General features: G+C 58.4%; 10 protein-coding genes. 5 read left to right on the forward strand and 5 right to left on the reverse strand.

Translation table 11 applies throughout. The features are described 5' to 3' along the window. Positions 1 to 116: 116 nt before the first annotated feature. A complete protein-coding gene (locus ACTG2G_RS18605) occupies positions 117 to 497 on the forward strand; it encodes a diacylglycerol kinase (RefSeq protein WP_005337641.1) in 381 nt (126 codons plus the stop codon). An 81-nt stretch (positions 498 to 578) separates the two neighbouring features. Here the strand turns inward: ACTG2G_RS18605 and serA are convergent, their stop codons facing one another. From serA to ACTG2G_RS18630, 5 genes are all read right to left on the reverse strand, one after another. Continuing rightward, positions 579 to 1,811, reverse strand: coding sequence for a phosphoglycerate dehydrogenase (serA, locus tag ACTG2G_RS18610; protein WP_005337639.1), 1,233 nt, complete (start codon positions 1,809 to 1,811; stop codon positions 579 to 581). Between the two features lie 324 nt (positions 1,812 to 2,135). After that, a complete protein-coding gene (gene rpiA / locus ACTG2G_RS18615; protein WP_005353106.1) occupies positions 2,136 to 2,789 on the reverse strand; it encodes a ribose-5-phosphate isomerase RpiA in 654 nt (217 codons plus the stop codon). A 161-nt stretch (positions 2,790 to 2,950) separates the two neighbouring features. Then, positions 2,951 to 3,547 carry a 5-formyltetrahydrofolate cyclo-ligase gene (locus ACTG2G_RS18620; protein ID WP_005337635.1) on the reverse strand — a complete coding sequence of 199 codons (597 nt, stop codon included), beginning with the start codon at positions 3,545 to 3,547 and terminating at the stop codon, positions 2,951 to 2,953. Positions 3,548 to 3,757: 210 nt separating this feature from the next. After that, on the reverse strand, positions 3,758 to 5,092 hold the full coding sequence (locus ACTG2G_RS18625; RefSeq protein ID WP_267517541.1) for a Na+/H+ antiporter NhaC family protein: 1,335 nt from the start codon (positions 5,090 to 5,092) through the stop codon (positions 3,758 to 3,760). A 437-nt stretch (positions 5,093 to 5,529) separates the two neighbouring features. Next, positions 5,530 to 6,510 carry an alpha/beta hydrolase gene (locus ACTG2G_RS18630; RefSeq protein WP_439985729.1) on the reverse strand — a complete coding sequence of 327 codons (981 nt, stop codon included), beginning with the start codon at positions 6,508 to 6,510 and terminating at the stop codon, positions 5,530 to 5,532. A 280-nt stretch (positions 6,511 to 6,790) separates the two neighbouring features. Here ACTG2G_RS18630 and dapB point away from each other — a divergent pair, with 280 nt between their 5' ends. The 4 genes from dapB (at position 6,791) to ACTG2G_RS18650 (ending at position 14,108) form a co-directional block, all read left to right on the forward strand. Continuing rightward, the gene (gene dapB, locus ACTG2G_RS18635; protein WP_005347132.1) at positions 6,791 to 7,603 is read left to right on the forward strand and encodes a 4-hydroxy-tetrahydrodipicolinate reductase; all 813 of its coding nucleotides are present in this window, start codon (positions 6,791 to 6,793) and stop codon (positions 7,601 to 7,603) included. Positions 7,604 to 8,273: 670 nt separating this feature from the next. Next, complete coding sequence (carA, locus tag ACTG2G_RS18640) at positions 8,274 to 9,410, forward strand: glutamine-hydrolyzing carbamoyl-phosphate synthase small subunit (RefSeq protein ID WP_005337628.1); 1,137 nt, start codon at positions 8,274 to 8,276, stop codon at positions 9,408 to 9,410. Positions 9,411 to 9,430: 20 nt separating this feature from the next. Continuing rightward, on the forward strand, positions 9,431 to 12,655 hold the full coding sequence (carB, locus tag ACTG2G_RS18645) for a carbamoyl-phosphate synthase large subunit (RefSeq protein WP_043825646.1): 3,225 nt from the start codon (positions 9,431 to 9,433) through the stop codon (positions 12,653 to 12,655). A gap of 301 nt (positions 12,656 to 12,956) precedes the next feature. Further along, positions 12,957 to 14,108 carry a DUF1615 domain-containing protein gene (locus tag ACTG2G_RS18650; protein ID WP_439985730.1) on the forward strand — a complete coding sequence of 384 codons (1,152 nt, stop codon included), beginning with the start codon at positions 12,957 to 12,959 and terminating at the stop codon, positions 14,106 to 14,108. The last annotated feature ends 5 nt before the right edge of the window (positions 14,109 to 14,113 follow it).

Raw genomic sequence — 14,113 nt, forward strand, 5'->3', positions numbered from 1 at the left:
AGCCGCAAGGGGCGAAAAAGCAAAGAGATAAAATAAAGCAAAAGTCCCCTGATTGAAACCTTGGGGGGCTCTGATAGGATGTGAGGCCAAAATCGATTCCAAATGAGGTAGTTAGCGTGGCAAAGCCAGGGGCAACCGGGGTCACCCGCATCATCAACGCAACCGGTTACAGCATGAAGGGGCTCAAGTCAGCCTGGATTAACGAGGCGGCGTTTCGGCAGGAGCTGATGCTGATCCTGTTGCTGATGCCGCTGGCCTTCTGGCTGGGGGATTCTCTCAACCAGATCCTGCTGCTTATCGTCATCAGCTGGCTGGTGGTAATTGTCGAGATCCTCAACTCTGCCATTGAAGCTGTGGTAGACAGGGTTGGCTCCGAGCATCATGAGCTCTCCGGTCGTGCCAAGGATTTGGGCTCTGCCGCCGTCTTTATCGCGTTGGCCCTGAACGCCCTAGTGTGGGGTGCGCTGGTGGGCCGCAACCTGTTGGGATGGTGGTAAGCCATCACGCAGCTATCAGGCTCCACAACGTAAAAAAGCCCGTCATCACGACGGGCTTTTTGCTGCGCAGATAAGGGTCTATCAGTGGAGGATGCGGGCACGGATGGTGCCGTTGATCTCCTTGAGCTTGGCGAGCGCTTTCTCGCTGTGCTCGGTCTCCACGTCGATCACCACGTAACCTATATGGCTGCTGGTCTGCAGGTATTGACCGGCGATGTTGATCCCCTCTTCGGCGAAGATCTGGTTGATCTGGTTCATCACGCCCGGCTGGTTGCGGTGAATGTGCAGCAGGCGGCTGGAGCCCTTATGGCCCGGCAGCGACACTTCCGGGAAGTTGACGGCGGAGAGGGTGGAGCCGTTGTCGGAGTATTTGACCAGCTTGTTGGCCACTTCCAGCCCGATGTTCTCCTGCGCTTCATGGGTGGTGCCACCGATGTGCGGAGTCAGGATCACGTTCTCCAGCCCACGCAGCGGGCTTTGGAACTCCTCGTCATTGGACTTGGGCTCGACCGGGAAGACGTCGATGGCGGCGCCGGCGATATGGCCGCTCTTGATGACGTCAGCCAGGGCGTCGATATCCACCACGGTACCGCGGGCGGCGTTGATGAAGATGGCGCCCGGTTTCATCATCCGCAGTTGCTCGGCTCCGATCATGTTCTTGGTGGAGGCGGTCTCCGGTACGTGCAGGCTGATGACGTCAGACATATTCAGCAGCTCGACCATGCTCGGCACCTGGATGGCGTTGCCCAGCGAGAGCTTGTTCTCGATATCGTAGTAATAAACCTTCATGCCGATGCTTTCGGCGATGATGCCAAGCTGGGTACCGATGTGGCCGTAGCCGATGATGCCGAGCTTCTTGCCGCGCGCTTCCACCGAGCGGTTGGCCAGTTTTTCCCACACGCCGCGATGGCACTTGGCGTTCTTCTCGGGGATGCCGCGCAGCAGCAGCAGGATCTCACCCAGAACCAGCTCGGCGACCGAGCGGGTGTTGGAGAAGGGGGCGTTGAAGACCGGAATACCGCGGATCTGGGCCGCTTCCAGCTCGACCTGGTTGGTACCGATGCAGAAGCAGCCGATGGCGACCAGCTTGTTGGCGGCATCGAGGACTTTCTCGGTGATCTGGGTGCGGGAGCGCAGCCCGATGAAATGGACGTCGCGGATCTGCTCGATCAGCTCCTCTTCGGAGAGCGAGGTCTTGAGATACTCCACACTGGTATAACCTGCGGCACGAAAGGTCTCTACGGTGTTGGGGTGAACCCCCTCCAGCAGCAGAACCTTGATTTTATCCTTGTCCAACGAAAACTTGGCAGTCATGACGATCCCTCTGTATGTGCAAACGTAAGTGCAGATTTGGTGTGCGAAGAAAACCGTAAAGTAGCAAAAACGTTTGGGAGAGGGAATATTTGTGACGAAAGTCAAATTCTTTGAAGTTATCAACGAATGTTGTAAACATCCGTATGCAACTTGTTGAGGGATAAATAAAAACGGCGCCATCAGGCGCCGTCATTTATTCACAGTGCAATGTTTGGGTCATATCCCATCCCGGGGCTCAATCAACGCCGCTGCTGTGTCAGGGCTGGCACAATGGCGTTGGCGGGCGAGGGAGGATGCCGCTGCACTGTGCTGCCGGTGTCGGGATTACTGGGTAATCACGCCGTCCGGCGTACCGATCAGGACCACGTCTGCGCCGCGGGCGGCGAACAGGCCGTTGGTGACCACGCCAACAATGGCGTTCAGTCGCACTTCCAGCGCCTTGGCGTCGGTAATGGCCATGCCTTTTACATCCAGAATGTGGTTGCCGTTGTCGGTGACCACGCCTTCACGCCACACCGGGTTGCCACCCAGTTTGCGAATTTCGCGGGCCACGTATTCGCGGGCCATCGGGATCACTTCCACCGGCAGCGGGAACTGGCCCAGCACGTCGACGGTCTTGGTGTTGTCGATGATGCAGATGAACTTGTCAGCTACGGCGGCAACGATCTTCTCGCGGGTCAGGGCTGCGCCACCGCCCTTGATCATGTCGCGGGTTGCGTTGATCTCGTCGGCGCCATCCACATAGACGGAGAGGGCGTCGATTTCGTTGAGATCATATACGGTGATGCCGAAGCCCTTGAGGCGCTCGGTAGAGGCCACGGAGCTGGATACCGCCCCTTTGATCTCGTCCTTCATGGTCGCCAGCGCGTCGATAAAGTGGTTGACGGTAGAGCCGGTGCCCACCCCGACGATGGTGCCGGGAACCACATACTTGAGCGCAGCCCAACCGGCCGCCTTCTTCATTTCATCTTGAGTCATGATCGTTCCTTAAGAAAAAAGCGGGCGCATTATATCCAACCCGGTACCCCGTCGCGACCTTGTTGCTCACGTTCCGGGGCAAAAAGAGGGACTTTGTAAATCGTTTGCTTGTTTATTCTGCGTTTGCGCGCACAAAGCAGGGGCTGCCTGCCAAAAACAGCTTATTCAAAGCGCCAGCAGTGGCTCGGGGTGATGATCTGGGGCAGCGGCACATCCCACTCCTCTTGCGGGACGGCATCCACCTGCTGGCAGTCGTGGGCAATGCCGAGTGGCTTGGGGCCCAGTTTGTGCTCATGCCAGATGGCGAGAGTGCGATCGTAGTAGCCGCCCCCCATGCCAAGGCGATTACCCTGGGCATCGAAGGCAACCAGCGGGGTGCAGATAAGATCGAGCGTGCTATGGGGCACCACCTGCAGGATATCCAGCTCGGGCTCTTCGATGCCGTAGCGGTTGCGCACCATGGGGCTGGTGGCGGTATAGCGCAAAAAGAGCAGGTGACCCGGGGTAAAGGGGTGGAGCACCGGCAGGTAGACCTCTTTGTGCTGGGCCCACAGCCAATGGATGGTGGGCAAGGGGTTGATCTCCCCATCATTGGCCAGATAGAGGGCAATGCGTTTGGCGGCGAGGATCTCGGGGTGTTGCTTGAACTGGGCCAGCAGCTGTTGGGCCGCCGCCTGCTGCTCGGCCGGACTCAGATTTTTGCGGCGTTGACGAACCAGTTGGCGCAGGGATTGACGTTCGGGTTGGGACTCATGCATGGGGAACCTCTGGTATAGCTGCGCATCGATGGCTTGAACGCGCTCTACCTTAGCACATTCACTCTTGACGTTAAGGGGGGCAGGGAAACCCCGTTCCGGACGGCGATGCCCGGAACGGTGGGATAAATGCTGGCGGATCCGATAGTGAGTCAACAAGGGCCAGGGTGTGGCTCCTGTTGATGGCATGTCGGTGCGCCAGCGTCTGGTCAGTTACTTCTCAGCCTTGCCGCGCATCTGGTGCTTCACAAACACTGCAATGAGTGCCGCTACCGCGAGTGCCATCGGGTAGAAACTCATGCTTACTACCGCCAACGGCGACAGGGCGAAGATGGATCCCAGCAGCAGCGCCTGTGCGCCCCAGGGGATCAGACCCTGTACCACGCAGGAGAAAATATCAAGCATGGAGGCGGCGCGGCGCGGGGTGACACCGTGGTGTTCGGCCAGATCCCGGGCCACCTTGCTCGCAACGATAATGGCGACGGTATTGTTGGCAGTGCAGAGGTTGGTGAGGCTCACTACCCCGGCGATGCCGAGCTCGGCAGCTTTCTCGTTCTGTTCACCATTGTGCTCGCGAGTGAAACGGGCAATCAGGGCGCTGATGCGCTCACTGATCCAGGCCAGACCACCCTGACGCTCCATCAGGGCGCCGAGGCCGCCGATCAGCATGGAGAGCAGGAAGATCTCCTGCATGCCGGTAAAGCCCTGATAGATATCCTTGCTGAACTGACCGATGGCGTAGCCGTTGATCATGCCCACCACTCCGGCGGCCAGAATGCCGATCCCCAGCACCACAAACACATTCACTCCGGCGAGCGCCAGCCCCAGGATCAGCAGATAAGGCATCACCTTGAACAACTCGATGGCGCTGCCGCTGGCAGGGGATTCACCCACTGAGCCCAGGGTCAGATAGAGCAGGATCACCGCGATGGCAGCTGGGGCCGCAATCTTGAAGTTTTCGCGGAACTTGTCCTTCATCTCGCACCCCTGGCTGCGGGTGGCCGCAATGGTGGTGTCGGAGATGATGGAGAGGTTATCGCCAAACATGGCGCCGGAGAGAATGGTACCTGCCATCAGCACCGGATCGATACCGGCCGCCTGCGCCACGCCCAGCGCGACCGGCGCCACGGCACCTATGGTGCCCATGGAGGTGCCCATGGCGGTAGCAATAAAGGCAGAGATGAGGAACAGTCCGGGCAACAGCGCCCAGCCGGGAATGAGGGAGAGACCCAGCGCCACGGTGGCATCAACGCCGCCGGTGGCCTTGGCCACGCTGGCAAAGGCGCCCGCCAGCAGATAGATAAGGCACATCGCCATGATATTGCTGTGGCCGACCCCCTTGAAGAAGGTCTCCAGATTGCTGTTGAAGCTCTCTTTGCCAAGCAGCAGGGCGAGCATCACCGCAGGCAAGGCTGCAACCGGAGCGGGTAGTTGATAGAAGGCGAACTCGACCCCCTGCAGGGTCAGCCAGGTACCGGTACCGATAAAGAGTGCGAGAAAAACCAGAAGTGGCAGCAAGGCCCTGGCACTGGGTTGGATCTGGATCATGTGTTCCTCTGAAATTGAACAATGACCTCCTGTCATAAACTGCTTTGTACCTGTATCGGATAGGGATAGGGGGAAAACAGGGCGGGCATCCTGCCGCATTGGGGTGCCCACAGTAGTGAGTCAACCTCGCTTGGTCAAGATAGACGTCCAGATGGATAGGTGTTTTTGTTTGATGATTCTGGTGTTATTGAGATGTCCAAAGAATATTCGGAAAAAGCAGTTAGTGCTGTTTATTGTTCATTGCCGTTCTGGCGCAGTCAGCGGGTATCTGGGGGTATCGCGTGCCTTTAATAAGGAAAGAGGTAAACGATAAGATCTCTGCATGCCATCTTGGGCTCTCTCCCGCAGCCAAACGTCAGCCGCACCTCTCTCTATCTCTACGTGAGCATGGTACGGATATTTCCAGAACGCGTGGACACAAGACCTGGGCTGTGTGGTTACTGTGTCAGTTTCTCCACCGCCTGAACGGCTGTTGTGATGGCGTACTGTTCCAGCGTCAGCGGAATGTGGCCAATTCCGGGCAGCAGGGTGACAGGCCAGGAGATTCCGAGACGTCTTAACTCAGGTTCAAGTTGATCTGTTTGGAAGGCTTCGTCATTTGCACCCGCGATCACGGCGCAGGGGCGTTGCACATTGCGCATGTTCTGCTGGTAGTCACGCTCCGGCTGAAAGTTCGAGGCAAGGTTGAAGGAGTAGGAGGGGGTCAGCAGGGATTTCGCCTCATCATTAAGGGCAAAGTTCAGCACGGTCAGATGGTTGAGTGCGGAAATATGGAAACCGTTGAGGATGCTCAGGGCGATGAGGCGAGGCAAGCCGACACGCACCCAGCCACCGCTGTTGGGCCTGTAGTTGGCGGCGGTGGGGCCAAGATAGGGGGAGAGCAGCAGATAGCTCTCGAACAGAGTTTGTCGCGTGCTGCCAGCAACACGCAGCACAAAGCCACCCCCTGACGAGAAGCCGACGAGTGTTGCAGGCTTGCCGGGGGCTACCGACTTGATGAAATCTTCCAGATCGTCTTCCAGTTGGCCTATGTAGGCAATGGTGCCTTTGTCGCCCGATGCGCCATGGCCGCGAATATCGAGGGCGTAGGCGTCATATCCCGCTTGCGAAAAGGCGCTCGCCATCTTGTGCATGCTCTGACTGCTGGCAGAAGAGCCGTGAACCAGTACCACGCTGCCCTTGACCTTGTTGTTCTTTGTATTGCCCTCTGCGCCATAGTGCCGATAGGCCAGCTGCGTGCCGTCACGCGCCGGGTATCTTGAGAGGGGTGGCATGTTGCTCCAGTCACTTCCCTTGAAAGGGTCGTTGATGCTGGCCATCGCCGGTGCCGAGCTCGGCCCGCCAAACAGCAGAGCCGCGGCCAGTATGACTAGGGTCAGTGATATCAACCCCACAGCAAACAGCAATCCTGCGCTCATCCTTGCACCTCGTTTGATATCGACACGGGCGTTGCCCTGATTTTGCTTATGCTGGCATTTCACTCGTTCGAACCTATCAGATGGCACCCGGTCTGCCAAATGATGGAATGAGACGATGAAAAACGGCCTGTGACCAAAAACCAAAAGGAAGTTCTTGGCCAGCCAGCGGGCGCTGCCGTTGGCGAGTGCAGCAAGGAGTGGTGGCATCATGGCTTTTCAAACCCGGCGCGGGCTGGTAAAACGGTCTCTTTCCATAATTAAAAGAGATGAGAGGGTGGAGATGGACAATCCGATCCGTGTGGCCGTGATGGGCTGTAATGGTCGTATGGGCAAGGTGCTGCTGGAGGCCATCACCAACACCGATGGCGTGGTGGTTGGTGCTGCGCTGGAGCGGCCGGGCTCGGCGGTGATCGGTCTCGATGCCGGTGAGCTCAATGGGCTGGGCCATCTCGGTGTGGCCATCAGCGACAGTCTGGACAAGGTGCGTGACGAGTTTGATCTCATCATCGACTTCACTCGTCCGGAGGTGACCCTGGCCAATCTTGCTTTTGCGCTGGCCCACCACAAGCAGATGGTGATCGGCACCACCGGTTTTGACGATGCAGGCAAGGCCGCCCTGAAAGAGGCGGGCAAGCAGATCGGTATCGTGTTCGCCTCCAACTACTCGGTCGGGGTCAACCTGGTGTTCAAGCTGCTGGAGCAGGCCGCCAAGGTGATGGGGGATTACACCGACATCGAGATCATCGAGGGCCACCATCGCCACAAGGTGGATGCGCCATCCGGTACTGCGCTCTCCATGGGGGAAGTGGTCGCCAAAACGCTGGGCCGGGATCTCAAGGAGTGCGCCGTCTATGGTCGCGAGGGGATCACTGGCGAGCGGGATCGCAACACTATCGGCTTTGCCACCATTCGCGCCGGCGATCTGGTGGGGGAGCACACCGTCATGTTTGCCGATATCGGCGAGCGGGTGGAGATCAGCCACAAGGCCTCCAGCCGCCTGACCTTCGCCAACGGTGCTGTGCGGGCGGGCAAGTGGCTTGGTCAGCAGGGTGCCGGTCTTTATGACATGCAGGATGTGCTCAATCTCAAGTGATGCCTCTGAGCGGCACTTTCGTACTACTGCTACCCCAGTGAAAAACCCCGGCTTGCCGGGGTTTTTGCTGTCAGTCAGCCAGAGTTTGTGTAAAAAGACACGCTATCGGCAATTTTTATCTGAATGCCTTATAAATCACACTATTGCGTTATCCACCAGATTTTCCCTTCCTGAATGTCATCACCAGGTAACAGATTTGAGCATCTTTATGGCTGATAAAGCCATTTTTTTACACCGATCGGAAAAGACTAAAAATTCAAACGCAGAAAAACGTTTTCCATTTTTCATGTTCACTTTTGTCATCTTAAAAGCGTTAAATTTGTCATTAATGTTTTTTGTGTAAAAATAAATGCCATTGTTTTAATTAGTTTTTTTGTTTGTTTTTGTCGCTATTGCTGGCTTGGTGTCATCTTTTGGTGGTGGTTTTTCATTTTCTTTCATGGGAGGGGGTTGCAAAGCGATTAAGTGCATAGATAATGGGTAATGTTGCTTTTTTATTGAATTTAGATGCATTTCATCTGAGAAAAGACGTTGAAATGCCACTTTTTTTAAGTAGAATGCGCCCAATTTGCCAGAAATCTGCCGGGTTCGAGTCCTGTCCAAGACCGGAACCGAGCCCGCAACACCCAGGTAAATTGCTGAATTTAAAGCTAAATAACTGGAGGTTGTCTTGAATCACACTGCATTGCTAGTGCTGGAAGATGGAACTGTATTCAAAGGCGTGTCGATAGGCGCCGAGGGATGTTCCGTTGGTGAAGTGGTTTTCAATACGTCGATGACGGGCTATCAGGAAATCCTCACCGATCCCTCTTATTCCCGTCAGATAGTCACCCTCACTTACCCCCATATAGGCAACACCGGCACCAACAGCGAAGATGAAGAGTCCAGTCAGATCCATGCTCAGGGATTGATCATCCGGGACCTTCCGATACTTGCCTCCAATTTCCGCAATCAGCAATCCCTCTCCGAATACCTCAAGTCTCACAACATCGTTGGCATCGCCGACATCGACACCCGTAAACTGACCCGCATCCTGCGCGAGAAAGGCGCTCAGGCTGGCTGCATTCTGGCCGGGAAACAGGTCGATGAAGCCTATGCTCTCGAACAGGCCCGCGCCTTCCCTGGTCTGAAGGGGATGGATCTGGCCAAAGAGGTGACGGTTGGTGAGGCGTACAACTGGACCGAAGGGAGCTGGCAGCTTGGCAAGGGTCACGTCACCCCGGATGCCGACCAGCTGAAATACCATGTGGTGGCTTACGACTTCGGCGTCAAGCGCAACATTCTACGGATGCTGGTTGACCGTGGCTGCCGCCTGACCGTGGTACCGGCCAAGACCCCGGCCGCCGAGGTACTGGCGATGAACCCGGATGGCATCTTCCTCTCCAACGGCCCCGGCGACCCCGAGCCGTGCGACTACGCCATCGAGGCCATCAAGGCTTTCCTTAATACCAACACGCCGGTGTTCGGCATCTGTCTGGGTCACCAGCTGCTGGGTCTGGCCTCCGGTGCCAAGACCGTCAAGATGAAGTTTGGCCACCACGGCGCCAACCATCCGGTGAAGAGCCTCGATGACAACACCGTCATGATCACCGCTCAGAACCACGGCTTTGCGGTAGACGAGAACAGCCTGCCGGATTGCCTGCGCGCCACCCACGTCTCCCTGTTCGATGGTTCCCTGCAAGGTATCCATCGCACCGACCGTCCGGCCTTCAGCTTCCAGGGGCACCCCGAAGCGAGCCCGGGCCCGCACGACTGTGCCGGTCTTTTTGACCACTTTATTGAATTGATTAAGCAGTATCGCGCCTAAGAAATAGAGGAAAGAGTTTCATGCCAAAACGTAACGACCTTCAGAGCATCCTGATCCTCGGCGCCGGCCCCATCGTCATCGGCCAAGCCTGCGAATTTGACTACTCCGGCGCCCAGGCGTGCAAAGCCCTGCGCGAGGAGGGCTACCGCGTCATTCTGGTCAACTCCAACCCGGCCACCATCATGACCGACCCGGAGATGGCAGACGCCACCTACATCGAGCCCATCACCTGGGAAGTGGTGCGCGAGATCATCAAGAAAGAGCGCCCGGACGCCATCCTGCCCACCATGGGTGGCCAGACTGCGCTCAACTGCGCACTGGCACTGGAGAAGCATGGCGTGCTGGCCGAGTTCGGTGTCGAGATGATCGGTGCCACCGCCGACGCCATCGACAAGGCCGAAGATCGCTCCCGCTTTGACAAGGCGATGCGCAGCATTGGCCTGGAGTGCCCGCGTGCCGGCATCGCCCACAACATGGAAGAGGCGTGGGGCGTGCAGCAGATGGTCGGCTTCCCCTGCATCATCCGTCCCTCCTTTACCATGGGCGGCTCGGGTGGCGGCATCGCCTACAACACCGAAGAGTTCGTCGAGATCTGCGAGCGCGGTCTGGATCTCTCCCCGACCAAAGAACTGCTCATCGACGAGTCGCTGATCGGCTGGAAAGAGTACGAGATGGAAGTGGTGCGGGATCGCAACGACAACTGCATCATCGTCTGCGCCATCGAAAATTTCGACCCCATGGGTATCCACACCGGTGACTCCATCACGGTCGCGCCAGCCCAGACGCTGACCGACAAGGAGTACCAGCTGATGCGCAACGCCTCCATGGCGGTGCTGCGCGAAATCGGTGTCGAGACCGGCGGCTCCAACGTCCAGTTCGGTATCAACCCGAAAGATGGCCGCATGGTCATCATCGAGATGAACCCGCGGGTGTCGCGCTCCTCTGCGCTGGCCTCCAAGGCGACCGGTTTCCCCATCGCCAAGATCGCCGCCAAGCTCGCCATCGGTTACACCCTCGACGAGCTGATGAACGACATCACCGGCGGCCGTACTCCGGCCTCCTTCGAGCCGGCCATCGACTACGTGGTCACCAAGGTGCCGCGCTTCAACTTCGAAAAATTCGCCGGTGCCAACGACCGTCTGACGACCCAGATGAAGTCGGTCGGTGAAGTGATGGCCATCGGCCGCAACTTCCAGGAGTCCCTGCACAAGGCGCTGCGCAGCCTCGAAACCGGCAAAACCGGCTTCGACCCCATGGTTGACCTCAATGCCCCGGACTCCCTGACCCGCATCCGTCACGAGCTGCAGGACGCCGGTAGCGACCGTATCTTCTACATCGCCGATGCATTCCGCGCCGGTCTCTCCATGGATGGCATCTTCAAGCTGACCAAGATTGACCCTTGGTTCCTGGTACAGATTGAAGACTTGGTGAAACTGGAAGAAGAGGTGAAAGAGCGCGGCATGGCCGGTCTCGATGCCGACTTCCTGCGCGCCCTCAAGCGCAAAGGCTTTGCCGATGCCCGTCTGGCCAAGATCCTCGGTGTGGCCGAAGGGGAAGTGCGCAAGCTGCGTGCCCGCCACAACATCTTCCCGGTCTACAAGCGGGTCGATACCTGCGCCGCCGAGTTCGCCACCAACACCGCCTACATGTACTCCAGCTATGACGAGGAGTGCGAAGCGGCCCCGAGCAGCCGTGACAAGATCATGATCATCGGTGGCGGCCCGAACCGTATCGGTCAGGGTATCGAGTTCGACTACTGCTGCGTGCACGCGGCGCTGGCCCTGCGCGAAGACGGTTACGAGACCATCATGGTCAACTGCAACCCGGAGACCGTCTCCACCGATTACGACACTTCGGATCGACTCTACTTCGAGCCGGTGACCCTGGAAGATGTGCTGGAAATCGTGCGCATCGAAAAACCCAAGGGCGTCATCGTTCAGTACGGTGGCCAGACCCCGCTGAAACTGGCCCGTGCACTGGAAGCCAACGGCGTGCCGATTATCGGTACCAGCCCGGATGCCATCGACCGCGCCGAAGACCGTGAGCGTTTCCAGTCTGCTGTCGAGCGCCTCGGCCTCAAGCAGCCGGAAAACGGCACCGTCACCGCGCTGGAGCAGGCCGTGCTGCTGGCCGAGCGCATTACCTACCCGCTGGTGGTTCGCCCCTCCTACGTGCTGGGTGGCCGCGCCATGGAAATCGTCTATGACGAGCAGGATCTGCGTCGCTACTTCGCCGAGGCGGTGAGCGTCTCCAACGAATCGCCAGTGCTGCTGGATCGCTTCCTGGACGATGCGACCGAGCTGGACGTGGATGCCATCTGCGACGGCACCGATGTAGTCATCGGCGGCATCATGGAGCACATCGAGCAGGCCGGTATCCACTCCGGTGACTCCGGTTGCTCCCTGCCTCCCTATACCTTGTCCAAGAAAATTCAGGACGAGATCCGCGAGCAGGTGCGCAAGCTGGCGCTGGAGCTCGGCGTTATCGGCCTGATGAACGTGCAATTCGCGGTCAAGGGCGATGACATCTACCTCATCGAAGTGAACCCGCGTGCCGCCCGTACCGTGCCGTTCGTCTCCAAGGCGACCGGTGCCCCGCTGGCCAAGATTGCCGCCCGCGTGATGGCCGGTCAGTCGCTGCAAGAACAGGGCTTCACCAAAGAGATCATCCCGCCCTACTACTCGGTGAAAGAGGTGGTACTGCCGTTCGCCAAGTTCCCGGGGGTTGACCCGCTGCTGGGGCCAGAGATGCGCTCCACCGGTGAGGTAATGGGGGTGGGCAGCAGCTTTGCCGAGGCCTATGCCAAGGCGCAGTTGGGTGCCAACCACGCCGTACCGAAAGAGGGTCGTGCCCTCTTGTCAGTGCGTCACAGCGACAAGGCGCAGGTGGTCGACTTGGCCGCCAAGCTGCTGGAGCTGGGTTACGAGCTGGATGCCACTCACGGCACCGCGGTCGCGCTGGGTGAAGCGAGCATCAACCCGCGTTTGGTCAACAAGGTGCACGAAGGTCGCCCGCACATTCTCGACCGCATCAAGAATGGCGAGTACACCTACATCGTCAACACCGCCGAAGGGCGGGTGGCGATCCAGGACTCCAAGCAGCTGCGTCGCGCCGCCTTGCAAAACAAAGTGGCTTACACCACCACCATGAATGAGGCGTTTGCCACCTGCATGGCCATCAGCGTGGATGCCACCGCCAACGTCAACTCGGTGCAGGAGCTGCACCAGAAGGTGAAAAACCGCTAAGAGTTTGCAGCGGGCATCAGCCCGACTTGCCAGACGACCAACCCCCGCCAGCGATGGCGGGGGTTTCTTTTTATCAGGCGCTCACCGTTCGGTTCGGGCCGGGTGAATCCTTGAAGAAGGTCATGTCTTCCGCATCGCAGACAACGGATGGCGCGTGGGGTGGCAAAAGCTGGCAAGGGGAGGGGATGCTGCGAGCGCGGGTTTCAACTGCAGCAGGCAATCCTCTACAATGGCCCCACTTTGCTTGTCAGTGCAGTGCCAGCGGCGCTGCCTGTAGGGCCAACAAAAAATGGACATGCTTATGACCGCTTTGCCTTCCTGTCGTCTTCTTGCCTTCTGCTCTGCCTTGTTGCTGGCTGGTTGTGCCAGTGATCCCGCCTCCGCGCCCACCAAAGAGGCGAGCGTGAGCAACCCCAAAACGCCGCCTGCCATGCAGCCGCGCAAACCGGCGGATATGAAGAGCCGCATCGTGCGCTTCTTGCCCCGTCAGGTGCCTGACAAACAGGGGTGGGCCAACGACGTGGTGACGGCGCTCACCACCCAGGGGGTGACGGTCAATGATCACAATGTCTGTAGCGTGCTGGCGGTGGCGGAGCAGGAAGCCACTTATCAGGCCGACCCCGTGGTGCCGGGCCTTGGCAAGATCGCCTGGAAAGAGATCAACTCACGGGCAGCCAAGCTGCTGATCCCCGAATTTATGGTGCGGGCCGCGCTCTCCATCAACTCGCCCACCGGCAAGAGCTATGCCGAGCGGATCGACAAGTTGCGTACCGAACGGGAGATGAGTGAAATCTTTGAAGATATGATCAGCATGCTGCCGATGGGCAAGACGCTGTTTGGCAACCTCAACCCGGTGCATACTGGTGGCCCGATGCAGGTGAGCATCGCCTTTGCCGAGGCCAACGCCCGTGGCTACCCCTATCCAATCAAGGATTCCATCCGCCACGAAGTCTTTACCCGTCGCGGCGGCATCTGGTTTGGCACCAAGCATATCTTCGGTTATGAAGCGGAGTACCCCGATACCCTCTACCGCTTTGCCGATTTCAACGCTGGCTGGTACGCCAGTCGCAATGCCGCCTTTCAGGCCGCCGTCAGCCGTTTGAGCGGCAAAACTCTGGCGCTGGACGGGGATCTGATCCGCTATGACTCGGATCTGCCGGGCAACACCGAGCTTGCCGTCTACACCCTCGCCAACCGGGTCAATATGAGCACGCAGGCGATCCACCAGAGCCTGCGCAAAGGGGATACCGCCGAATTTGCCGAGACCGATCTCTACCATCGCATCTTTACCCTGGCCGACAAGCAAGCGGGCAAGCGACTGCCCCGCGCCATCCTGCCCGGCATTCAGCTAAAGAGTCCGAAAATTACCCGCAACCTCACCACCGCCTGGTTTGCCAAGCGGGTGGATGATAGAGAACAACGCTGCGTGCGGCAGATGGCGACTATTCGCTAAGAAGC

This window comes from Aeromonas sp. 55A, from assembly GCF_051919665.1.
Taxonomy (GTDB): domain Bacteria; phylum Pseudomonadota; class Gammaproteobacteria; order Enterobacterales; family Aeromonadaceae; genus Aeromonas; species Aeromonas veronii.